This is a genomic window from Pseudomonas sp. TAA207 (assembly GCF_001529285.1).
GTDB classification, from domain to species: Bacteria; Pseudomonadota; Gammaproteobacteria; order Pseudomonadales; family Pseudomonadaceae; genus Aquipseudomonas; species Aquipseudomonas weihenstephanensis.
Window position 1 is genome coordinate 19,703 of sequence record NZ_LLWJ01000041.1, and the last position, 11,849, is coordinate 31,551.

At 59.1% G+C, this 11,849-nt stretch carries 10 protein-coding genes; 1 reads left to right on the plus strand and 9 read right to left on the minus strand.

Annotated features, from left to right (window positions below; translation table 11 throughout):
* Positions 1-195: 195 nt before the first annotated feature.
* The 9 genes from dtd to hutC all read right to left on the minus strand — a co-directional run bounded on the left by dtd (position 196) and on the right by hutC (position 10,184).
* On the minus strand, positions 196-633 hold the full coding sequence (gene dtd, locus AP059_RS01195) for a D-aminoacyl-tRNA deacylase (RefSeq protein ID WP_059761517.1): 438 nt from the start codon (positions 631-633) through the stop codon (positions 196-198).
* A complete protein-coding gene (gene pip, locus AP059_RS01200; protein WP_048364580.1) occupies positions 630-1,601 on the minus strand; it encodes a prolyl aminopeptidase in 972 nt (323 codons plus the stop codon). Before pip ends, dtd begins: the two co-directional genes overlap by 4 nt.
* Positions 1,602-1,735: 134 nt before the next feature.
* Positions 1,736-2,542, minus strand: a complete 807-nt coding sequence (gene hutG / locus AP059_RS01205; protein WP_059761518.1) for an N-formylglutamate deformylase — start codon at positions 2,540-2,542, stop codon at positions 1,736-1,738.
* Positions 2,543-2,553: 11 nt separating this feature from the next.
* Positions 2,554-3,759 (minus strand): imidazolonepropionase, encoded by a 1,206-nt coding sequence (hutI, locus tag AP059_RS01210; RefSeq protein WP_059761519.1) that lies wholly within the window; start codon positions 3,757-3,759, stop codon positions 2,554-2,556.
* Positions 3,760-3,787: 28 nt separating this feature from the next.
* Positions 3,788-5,191, minus strand: coding sequence for an amino acid permease (locus AP059_RS01215; RefSeq protein ID WP_059761520.1), 1,404 nt, complete (start codon positions 5,189-5,191; stop codon positions 3,788-3,790).
* A gap of 73 nt (positions 5,192-5,264) precedes the next feature.
* Entirely contained in the window at positions 5,265-6,797 is a 1,533-nt protein-coding gene (hutH, locus tag AP059_RS01220) for a histidine ammonia-lyase (RefSeq protein WP_059761521.1), read from the minus strand.
* Positions 6,798-6,899: 102 nt separating this feature from the next.
* Positions 6,900-8,645: a urocanate hydratase gene (gene hutU / locus AP059_RS01225; RefSeq protein WP_371260585.1), complete on the minus strand. Its 1,746-nt coding sequence runs from the start codon at positions 8,643-8,645 to the stop codon at positions 6,900-6,902.
* 253 nt (positions 8,646-8,898) lie between these two features.
* Positions 8,899-9,477, minus strand: coding sequence for a HutD/Ves family protein (locus AP059_RS01230; RefSeq protein WP_059761522.1), 579 nt, complete (start codon positions 9,475-9,477; stop codon positions 8,899-8,901).
* A complete protein-coding gene (hutC, locus tag AP059_RS01235) occupies positions 9,474-10,184 on the minus strand; it encodes a histidine utilization repressor (RefSeq protein WP_177332337.1) in 711 nt (236 codons plus the stop codon). Before hutC ends, AP059_RS01230 begins: the two co-directional genes overlap by 4 nt.
* 146 nt (positions 10,185-10,330) lie before the next feature.
* Between hutC and AP059_RS01240 the strand changes: the two genes are divergently transcribed.
* On the plus strand, positions 10,331-11,695 hold the full coding sequence (locus AP059_RS01240; protein ID WP_059761524.1) for a formimidoylglutamate deiminase: 1,365 nt from the start codon (positions 10,331-10,333) through the stop codon (positions 11,693-11,695).
* The last annotated feature ends 154 nt before the right edge of the window (positions 11,696-11,849 follow it).

Here is an 11,849-nt window from a genome sequence, read left to right on the forward strand (position 1 = left end):
CCGCCAGCGCTTGAATGCCGGGTTGGCGAGCACTGTTCCGACCGTCAAAGGGATGAATGATTCCCCAGGCGCGTCGGATTAGTCTCTGTGTAGCGCGGGATTATCTAGTAGCCCGCGTGACAACGCATCTACTGTCAGCAAGTATTTATGCTTAAAAACCCCTGTTTTCTGACGAAAACACCGATTTTCGGGGTTTTAGGTTTGTAACAAAAATGTAACGGGGCCATCGTTGACCAAATGCACCTGCATATCGGCACCAAATCGCCCTGAAGCAACCTGTGGATGCAGCCGATTGGCCTCCTTCAACAGGTGCTCGAACAAAGCGTGGGCGACCTCGGGCGGGGCGGCGGTGGAGAAGCTTGGGCGCAGGCCACTTTTAGTGTCGGCGGCCAGGGTGAACTGCGACACCAACAGCAAACCGCCGTCAATGTCGGCCAGCGAGAGGTTCATTTTGCCTTCCGGATCGCTGAACACACGGTAGTTGAGCAGTTTATGCAGCAACTTCGCGGCGCTGGCTTCAGTGTCACCGGGTTCGACGGCCACCAGCACCATCAAACCCTGATCGATTGAGCCGACGATCTCCCCCGCCACCTCAACCCGCGCACGGCTGACCCGTTGTAAAAGCCCCTTCATGCTTCATCCGGTTGCAGATTGAGCAAGCGCCGGGCCATTTGCTCGGTGGCGCGCACCAGGGCGTCGGTGATACCGGGTTCGGAAGCCACATGCCCGGCCTCGCGAATGATTTGCAGCTCACTGCCAGGCCATGCCTGATGAAGCGCCCAAGCGTTATCCAGCGGGCAAATCATGTCGTAGCGACCATGCACGATCACCGCTGGCAGGTGAGCGATCTTGTGCATGTCACGCAGTAACTGGTCAGGCTCCAGGAACGCGTTGTTCATAAAGTAGTGGCATTCGATCCGGGCAATCGACAATGCCCGGTGCGGGTCGCAGAAACGCTCGACCACCTGCGGGTTGGGCCGCAGGGTGGCGGCACGCCCTTCCCAGGTCGACCACGCTTTGGCCACGTGCATTTGCGCAATCTGATCATTGCCCGTCAGGCGTTTGTAAAAGGCACCCATCAGGTCGTGGCGTTCTTCGGGCGGAATCGGCGCTACGTAGTCCTGCCAATAATCCGGGAAGATCCGGCTGGCACCGGCCTGATAGAACCATTCGATTTCTTGCGGGCGAGCCAGAAATATCCCACGCAAAATTAGGCCAAGCACCTGCGCTGGATGACTTTGTGCGTACGCCAATGACAGGGTCGAGCCCCACGAACCGCCAAACAACAGCCACTTGTCGATGCCCAGATACCGACGAATCCGCTCCATGTCAGCGACCAGATCCCATGTGGTGTTGCTTTCCAGACTGGCGTGCGGGGTCGAGCGTCCGCAGCCGCGCTGATCAAACGTGATGATGCGATACAGCCCCGGATCAAAATAGCACCGGCTGTTGGCATCGCAGCCTGACCCCGGCCCACCGTGCACGAACACCACGGGCAGGCCGTCGGGCGAACCGCTTTCGTCAACATAAAGAACATGCGGCCCATCAACCGCCAGCTCATGCCGGGCGTAGGGTTTGATCTGCGGGAACAAGGTCTGCATGACGCACTCCATCGGGGGTTGAGGTCATCCCTGCGGGGACTTCAAAAATGTTGCCGTCTGGCATCATAAACCCGATTAGCGGGAATGAGCAGGTGCTTATAACGGTGAATGCAGAGTGAGAAGGGCTTTTGATTTCAGGCCTTAGCGTAATGCCCTTCCCCCCACGCAATAATCCGCGCCAACAATTGTTTGAGCACAATCTGCGTCGGCCCCGCCAGGTCTTGGCGGTAATTGAACGGCTCAACCTCTTCCATATAAGTGCTCTGCGCCAACTCCAGTTGCACCGCATGGATATGCTCCGCCGGGCTGCCGTAGTGGCGGGTGATATGGCCACCCTTGAAACGCCCGTTCAGCACATGGCTGTACTGCGGATGCTGCGCGCAGATCGTTTCCAGATCACAGGCCAGTTGCGGGTCGCAGCTAGCGCCGTTGAACGTGCCAAGGTTGAAGTCCGGCAGCTTGCCGTCAAACAAGTGCGGGATGTGCGAACGAATCGAGTGCGCATCAAACAGCAATGCATAACCAAACTCAGCCTTTAACCGGGCCAGCTCCTGCTGCAAGGTCTGGTGATAAGGCTTCCAGATCTGTTCAAGGTAAGTCGCCCGCTCAGCCTTCGACGGCGCACGCCCTTCGCGAAACAGCGGCACGCCGTCAAACAACACGTCCGGAAACAGCCCCGTGGTCGCGCCCACGTACATCGGTGCATCGTTCTCTGGGCGGTTGAGGTCAATCACGAATCGCGAATACTCCCCCGCCAACGTACTGGCCCCCAGTTCAGCGGCAAATTCGTAAAGACGCGGAATGTGCCAGTCGGTGTCCGGCAGGCTGTGTGCCTCGGGGATCAAGCCGTCCTTGACCGCAGGCGTCAGACGCAACCCCGCGTGGGGCATGCTGATCAGCAAGGGCACGCGGCCTTGTTTGAATGTCAGAACCTTGTCCACAAATGTTTCTCCTAAAGCACTACGTCCACGCCATTGCGCACGACGCGTTTGTCCAGATCGCCGCCCAGCCAGTAAGCCAGATCCGCCGGGCGATCAATGTTCCAGGCCACGAAGTCCGCCACTTTGCCCGGTTCCAGCGAACCGTGGGTGTCGCCCATGCCCAGCGCAATCGCCGCATGCAAGGTGACGCCCGCCAGCGCCTCTTCGGGGGTCATGCGAAACAACGTACACGCCATGTTCAGCATCAAGCGCAACGACAGCCCAGGCGAGGTGCCCGGATTGAGGTCGCTGGCGATGGCAATTTTGACCCCGTGCTTGCGCAAGGCGTCCATCGGTGGCAATTGGGTTTCGCGCAAAAAATAAAACGCACCGGGCAGTAACACCGCGACCGTGCCAGACGCGGCCATGGCCATAGCGTCTTCCTCGGTCATGAACTCCAGATGGTCCGCCGACAGCGCCTGATAACGCGCCGCCAGGCTGGAACCATGCAGCGATGACAACTGCTCGGCATGCAGCTTGACCGGCAGCCCTAGCGTTTGCGCCACCTTGAACACACGCTCCACCTGCGCCGCAGAAAACGCCAGGTACTCGCAAAACGCATCCACTGCGTCCACCAACCCTTCGGCCGCCAAGGTGGGCAGCATCTCGTTGCAGATGAGGTCGATGTAGTCGTCTGGACGATCTTTGAATTCCGGCGGCAAAGCATGCGCGGCCAGGCACGTACTGCGCACCGTAACGGGCAACTCTTCGCCCAGGCGGCGAATCACGCGCAAGATTTTGCGCTCGCTTTCAAGGCTCAAGCCGTAGCCGGATTTGATTTCAACGCTGGTGACGCCATCACGCAGTAAACAGGTCAAACGCTCACGCGCACTGGTGAACAATTCCTCTTCGCTGGCTGCGCGAGTCGCACGTACGGTGCTGGCAATTCCGCCCCCGGCCGCTGCAATGTCGGCATAGCTGACACCTTGCAGGCGCTGCTCGAATTCGCCACTGCGGTTGCCGCCAAACACCGTGTGCGTATGGCAGTCGATCAACCCCGGCGTCACCCACGCCCCTTCCAGGCCGTGAGTCTGGCTGTACTCGCCTTGAGGCAAGTGCAGCCGCGGGCCAATCCACTCAATGAAGCCTTCATAGGTCACGATGGCCGCGTCTTCGATGATCGAATACGTACCCTCGGTCATGGTTGCGACATTGCAGTGTTGCCAAAGCGTTTTCATTCACTTACTCCGCCGTTAAACGTTGGGATCAGGACAATTCAACCTGCGGTTTGACCGCCAGTTTGGCCACCGGCTTTACCCACAACCGGTAAGCCACGACCAAGCATGCAATCCAGACTGCGCCGACAATCAAGGCCGCACGGGTGTCAGGGAAATAACCCAGTACGCCAAAGATAAACACCATGAAGGCTGTGGCTGCAATCGGAGCATACGGCCAGAACGGCACCGGAAACTTGAGCTGCGCCACTTCTTCAGCGCTCATCGAACGGCGCATGGCCATTTGCGTGACCAGAATCATCAGCCACACCCAGACGGTTGCAAAAGTCGCAATCGAGGCGATGATCAGGAAGATGTCTTGCGGGATCAGGTAATTGAGCACCACGCCTGCCAGCAGCGTCACGCCCATGACCAACACCGTCATCCAGGGCACACCGTGGCGTGAGATCTGCGCAAAGCCTTTAGGCGCCTGCCCTTGTTGAGCCAGGCCAAACATCATGCGACCCGCGCCGAAGATATCGCTGTTGATGGCCGACACTGCGGCTGAAATCACCACGATGTTGAGGATCGTCGCCGCCGAGCTGATGCCCAGGCTGTCGAAAATCTGCACAAACGGGCTGCCTTGCGTGCCGATCTGCGTCCACGGGTAAATGGCCATCAGTACGAACAGGGTCAACACGTAGAACAGCAAAATACGCAATGGCACTGCGTTGATGGCTTTCGGGATCACGCGTTGTGGGTCTTTGGCTTCACCGGCTGTAATACCAATGATCTCGATGCCGCCAAAAGCAAACATCACCACGGCAAACGAAGCGATCAAACCGCCGACGCCGTTGGGCATGAACCCGCCAAACGACCACAGGTTGCTAATCCCGGTGGCAGCTGCGTCCACACTGCCCGCGCTGCCAATCCCGAACAGCATGATGCCGAAACCGGCCAAAATCATCGCCACGATGGCCGCGACCTTGAGCAGCGACAACCAGAACTCCATTTCACCAAAGACTTTGACGCTGCACAGGTTCAGGCCGCCAATCAGCAGCACAATGCCCAGTACCCAAATCCAGCGCGCGACGTCAGGGAACCAGAACCCCATGTAAATACCGAACGCGGTGATATCGGCCAAACACACGATGATCATCTCGAAGGCGTAGGTCCACCCCAGGATGAAACCCGACATCGGCCCTAGATAAGTGCTGGCGTAATGCCCAAACGACCCGGAAACCGGATCACGCACGGCCATTTCGCCCAGTGCGCGCATCACCATGAACACTGCCGCGCCACCGATCAGGTACGCCAGCAATACCGCAGGCCCGGCCATTTGGATGGCCGCGGCAGAACCGTAGAACAGTCCCGTCCCAATCGCTGAACCCAGCGCCATGAAACGGATGTGGCGAGCCGATAGCCCGCGCTTCAAACCTTGAGCTTGCTTGTGCATTTCGCGCGTCCTTAATTATTTTTGTCGGCGAACACAGCCGCACAGAGGGCCAAGGCCCTCTGCGACGATGTGATTACAGGCTGGGCAGAATTTGCGCAGGCACCAGTGCATTCAGGCAGCGCGACGCCAGCAGTTGCATGGCCGCCTCAATGTCCGGGGCGAAGAAACGGTCCTTCTCATAGAACGCGACCTTGTCGCGCAACGTGGTGCGGGCGATTTCGAGCTTGGGTGAGGTTTTCAGGCCATCGCGCAAATCCAGACCCTGACACGCCGCCAGCCACTCGACCGCCAGTACGCCGCGCACGTTTTCAGCCATTTCCCACAGGCGCTTGCCCGCAGCAGGTGCCATAGACACGTGGTCTTCCTGGTTCGCCGACGTAGGAATGCTATCCACACTGTGCGGATGCGACAACGCCTTGTTCTCGCTGGCCAGCGCCGCGGCGGTCACTTGGGCAATCATAAAGCCGGAGTTGACCCCGCCATTGCCCACCAAAAAGGGCGGCAATTGCGACATGTGTTTGTCCATCATCAGCGAAATACGGCGCTCGCTCAGCGAACCGATTTCAGCAATGGCCAAGGCCATGTTATCGGCGGCCATTGCCACCGGCTCGGCGTGGAAGTTACCGCCTGAAATCACATCGCCCTGCTCGGCGAACACCAACGGGTTATCCGACACGGCGTTGGCTTCAATGCCCAACACCTCGGCGGCCTGACGGAACTGAGTCAGGCACGCGCCCATGACTTGCGGCTGGCAACGCAGGGAATACGGGTCTTGAACTTTGTCGCAGTTCTTGTGGGACAACGACACTTCGCTGCTTTCACCCAGCAAGTCGCGGTAAATCGCGGCGGCGTCGATTTGCCCCCGCTGACCACGCGCCGCATGAATGCGCGGGTCAAACGGGGAGCGCGAACCCAGCACCGCTTCAACGGTCAAGCCTCCGCACGCCATCGCGGCGGCAAACAGGTCTTCACCTTCAAATAACCCGCGCAAAGCAAATGCGGTCGACACCTGCGTGCCGTTGAGCAGCGCCAGCCCCTCTTTCGCAGCCAGGGTCAGCGGCTCAAGACCGGCCTGTCTCAACGCAGCGCGTGCGTCCAGCCATTCGCCTTTGTAGCGCGCCTTGCCTTCGCCCAGCAGCACCAGCGACATGTGCGCCAAGGGCGCCAAATCACCTGATGCGCCCACTGAACCTTTGAGCGGAATGTGCGGATAAACCTGGGCATTGATCAGCGCGATCAATGCATTGATCACCACACGACGAATACCGGAGAAACCACGGCTCAAGCTGTTGACCTTGAGCACCATGATCAAGCGCACCAGATCATCGCTGATCGGTTCGCCAATGCCTGCCGCGTGAGACAACACCAGAGAACGCTGTAGGTTTTCGAGGTCCGCGCTGGCGATTTTGGTCGACGCCAGCAGACCGAAACCGGTGTTGATGCCGTAGGTGGTGCGATTTTCAGCCAAAATTTGTTCAACACACGCCACGCTGGCGTCAATCTGCGCCGAGGCGCTTTCGTCCAGCGTGAGGGCCACAGGCTGCTGATAAATGTCACGCAGCTGGGCAAGGCTCAGTTGGCCGGGGATCAGGTTTAGCTCAAGCACGTTAATACTCCTTCACGTGTGTTGATAAATAGTAGAAGCCGTTTGAAACGATCTTGTTTTAGGTAGGCGCGAGCCGTGCTCACGCCGACCGAGCGTCGTGGTTTAACCGTTGATCATCGGCAGGTTCAGGCCCTGTTCGTTGGCGCACTCAATGGCGATGTCGTAGCCCGCATCGGCATGGCGCATCACACCGGTAGCCGGGTCGTTGTGCAACACACGGGCGATACGTTCGGCCGCTTCGTCGGTGCCATCACAGACGATGACCATCCCCGAATGCTGCGAGAAGCCCATGCCCACCCCGCCACCGTGGTGCAAGGAGACCCAGGTCGCACCGCTCGCGGTGTTGAGCAAGGCGTTGAGCAAGGGCCAATCAGAGACTGCATCCGAACCGTCCTGCATGGCTTCGGTTTCGCGGTTGGGGCTGGCCACCGAGCCGGAGTCGAGGTGGTCGCGGCCAATCACGATCGGTGCTTTCAGTTCGCCGCTGCGCACCATTTCGTTGAAGGCCAGGCCCAACTTGGCGCGTTGGCCCAGGCCGACCCAGCAAATACGCGCGGGTAAACCCTGGAAGCTGATGCGCTCGCGGGCCATGTCCAGCCAGTTATGCAGGTGCGCGTCATCGGCGATCAGTTCTTTGACCTTGGCGTCGGTTTTGTAGATGTCCTCCGGGTCCCCCGAAAGCGCGACCCAGCGGAATGGACCTACGCCGCGGCAGAACAAAGGGCGGATATAAGCAGGTACGAATCCAGGGAAATCGAAGGCGTTTTCGACACCGACTTCTTTGGCCATCTGACGAATGTTGTTGCCGTAGTCGAAAGTCGGAATGCCTTGCTTCTGAAACGCCAGCATCGCTTCGACATGTTCACCCATCGAGGCTTTAGCCGCTTTGACCACCGCTGCCGGATCGGTCACGGCACGGTCGCGGTATTGCTCCCACGTCCAGCCTTTGGGCAGGTAGCCATTGAGCGGATCGTGGGCGCTGGTCTGATCGGTGACCATGTCCGGGCGTACACCACGGCGCACCATTTCTGGCAGCAGTTCAGCGGCGTTCCCACACAGGGCAATAGAAATAGCTTTGCCTGCTGCGGTGTATTTCGCGATACGTGCCAGCGCGTCATCCAGATCGGTCGCTTGCTCATCGACATAGCGCGTGGCCAGACGGAAATCGATGCGGCTTTGCTGGCACTCGATGTTCAGCGAGCACGCGCCTGCCAACGTAGCGGCCAATGGCTGCGCGCCGCCCATGCCGCCCAAGCCGGCGGTGAGTACCCACTTGCCTTGGAGGCTGCCGTTGTAATGCTGACGACCGGCTTCAACGAAGGTCTCGTACGTCCCTTGCACAATCCCCTGACTGCCGATGTAAATCCAGCTACCGGCCGTCATCTGCCCGTACATGGCCAGGCCCTTGGCGTCGAGTTCGTTGAAGTGCTCCCACGTAGCCCAATGCGGCACCAGGTTGGAGTTGGCAATCAGCACACGCGGTGCGTTGCTGTGGGTTTTGAACACGCCGACCGGTTTGCCGGATTGCACCAGCAGGGTTTCGTCGTCATTGAGGTGAGTCAGGCTTTCGACGATTTTGTCGTAGCACTCCCAGTTACGCGCTGCACGCCCAATGCCGCCGTACACCACCAACTCGGTCGGGTTCTCGGCCACTTGCGGATCGAGGTTGTTCATCAACATCCGCAACGGGGCTTCGGTCATCCAGCTTTTAGCCGTGAGTTGGGTGCCACGGGCAGCGCGGATTTCACCGTCACGGTGGCGGGTGAACTCGGCAGGCGATTGGGGTGTAGTTGAAGTCACGGGTAACTCCTCAGCAATGGGCAGACGCACACTTATGTACTTGTACATACAAGCATATGCAAGTAAGCGGCCAACGTGAGGATTCGCAGCATGAAACTGTTGGAGGCCCCGGAAATAGAGGGCTTGATTAACGCAGGGGTGTTGCACAGACAACGGAGGGGCAAGTGATGGGATGTTACGGAAACGGATTTTTGCGCTGTTTTGGGGCGTTCGGTAACAAATTGCGTAGGCGCTACCGAAGGCTGCGATTTTGTAGACGATCAAAAACTCGCAGCCTTCGGCAACGCCTACGCGGGGGATTTCAGCTGGGGTTTAATTCGATCACGCAGCAGCGGCCCGTCACGGTGACTTCCAGCAACGCACCGTCATTGCTCAGTCGCAGACAATCGTAACGGCCCAGGTGTTGGTGCTGAGTGTTACCGATACCTACGTACACGTGCTCGCTGGCACTGAACACCAGCATCGTGTGCGCCGCGCTGAAAAAACGCTGCGGTGTAACAGCATCCAGCCATTGCAGGCGCGCGCTGTAACGGTTGGGGGCATAGATCAAGTTGAAGTCGCGGATCGGGCCATCTATTAACGTGCAGCTCACCGCACTTTCACCGCGAAAGGCGAAGGCATCGAACGGTAACAAGGCACGCGTGCGTAGCCCGTCCACTTGCAGGTTCATGCCTGCGCCTTGCAGCACGCTAATGATTCGCTGATAGCCTTCAAAGCGCGAAAACCCGCCCGACTCGCCAATGTCGGCAATCGACAGGCGCCAGCCAAAACCCTCAAGACCTTCGCCTGCGTCACGGGTGATTTCTTCGGTGCTCCCGCCGCCGTTTTTCCACGGCATGCGCGGGTAATCAGCGGCGCGTAATACAGTCAATTCATTCATTTACTGAAACGTCCTTCAAGGCGATGGCGCGAGCCTGGGTGGATCAGGCGCGCGGCGGTAACAGGCTGGCGCCCCGACCAGGTACGGCGGCGAATCAGCAGGCAAGGCTCGCCCGGCTCAATTTGCAGCAACTTGCACTCTTTGGGGTCAGCCAGAATCGCCTCGACCACGTGTTCGCCTTCCGTCAACGGTGCGACTTGAGACAAGTAGGCGTAAGGCGTTTGCTGAGTGAAATCCTGCTTGAGGTAGTCCGGCGCCACTTGAGCGTTGACGAAACGGTCCTCTATTTGCACGGGAATGCCGTTCTCGTAATGCACGATCAACGAATGGAAGACTTTTTGCCCTTCACGCATGTCCAGCACCGCTGCACGTTCAGAGCCTGCCGCTTCTTCGCCCAGGCTGATGACTTTGCAACTGTGCTGATGGCCACGGGCGGCGATCTCATCGGCGATGTTGTTGACTTCAAACAGTGCGGATTGGGACTTGGGCTCGGCCACAAAGGTGCCCACACCTTGCATACGCACCAGCAGGCCGTCGGCGGTCATTTCACGCAGGGCGCGGTTGATGGTCATACGGCTGAAGCCCAATTGGCTGACCAGCTCACTCTCGGAAGGGACGCGGTGGTGCGGCGGCCAGTTACCACTCTTGATTTGTTGAGTGATCATCTGTTTCACACGGGCGTACAGGGGCGCCGGACTGTCGCCCATCTGGGCAGCCAGCGGGTTCACGGCAGGCGGAGTCGGCACAGGCAATCCTTGATGAAGAGTAAAGAGGCGTAGCTTGCCGGAGTTTACCGAGCAGGCAAACGTCTGTATATGTATATACAAATAACAAACAATGGGGTACCCAACCGATGTCCGTCTTCTTTGCCGAACGTGCGCTGTTACCCACAGGCTGGGCGACCAATGTCCGAATCGAGGTCGGCAAGGATGGCCTCCTCTTGAGTCTTGAAGCCAATGCCGACGCCTCTGGCGCCGAACGCGTGCACGGCCCGTTGCTGCCGGGCATGCCAAACCTGCATTCTCACGCCTTTCAACGCGCGATGGCTGGCTTGGCCGAAGTGGCTGGCAACCCCAATGACAGTTTTTGGACCTGGCGCGATTTGATGTATCGCCTTGTCGGAAAAATCAGCCCTGAGCAGCTAGGCGTCATCGCGCGCCAGCTGTACATCGAGATGCTCAAGGCGGGTTACACCTCGGTGGCTGAGTTTCATTATGTGCATCACGATGTTTCTGGGCGACCTTACGCCAACCCCGCCGAGCTGGCGCTGCGCATCAGCGAAGCCGCCCGCTGCGCAGGCATTGGTCTGACCCTGCTGCCGGTGCTGTACAGCCACGCCGGTTTTGGTGGCCAAGCGCCAAGTGAGGGCCAGCGGCGCTTCATCAACAGCACTGAGCACTACCTGCAACTTCAACAACAGTTACAACCGCTGATAGCCCAACAACCGGCCCAAGCGCTGGGGCTGTGTTTTCACTCATTACGCGCGGTCACTGCGCAGCAAATCCACGACGTGCTGAGCGCCAGCAATAGCACCTGCCCGGTGCATATCCACATCGCGGAGCAACAAAAGGAAGTCGACGACTGCCTGAGCTGGAGCGGCAAACGTCCGATTGAGTGGCTGTATGACAACGTTGACGTCGACTCACGCTGGTGCCTGGTGCACGCCACCCATGCCAATGCGGCTGAAGTAGCGCGGATGGCTAACAGTCAGGCCGTAGCCGGGTTGTGCCTGACCACGGAAGCCAATCTGGGGGATGGACTTTTCCCGGCGGTGGATTACCTGGCCCAAGGCGGCCGCCTGGGCATCGGCTCGGACAGTCATGTGTCGTTGAGCGTGGTTGAAGAGCTGCGCTGGCTGGAATACGGCCAGCGCCTGCGCGACCAGCGCCGCAACCGCATGTACCGCGCCGACCAACCCATGGTCGGCCGAACGCTGTTTGACGCGGCACTGGCCGGAGGGGCGCAGGCAATGGGCCAGCCGGTCCGTGGACTGGCAGTGGGTCAGCGCGCCGATTGGCTGGTACTCGACGGCAACGACCCCTACCTGGCCACAGCCCGGGATGACGCCATTCTCAACCGCTGGCTGTTTGCCGGTGGTGACCGTCAGGTGCGTGATGTGCTGGTCAATGGCCAGTGGGTGATACGCGATGGCCATCACGCTGACGAAGTCGACAGCTGCCGCGACTTTACCCGCGTGCTCAAAGAGCTGATGGTGTAGCCATTGGCGAAGGCGACTTCTGAGTGCGTAGAGATCGTAAACACGATGAATGCGGTTGAATGGCTTTACGGCCGCTTCGCGCCCGATCGCAGCCTCGTGTTACTCGTCAGCGATTACAGGCCAATTGGGGTAGCCGTTGGCGATGGCGACTTCT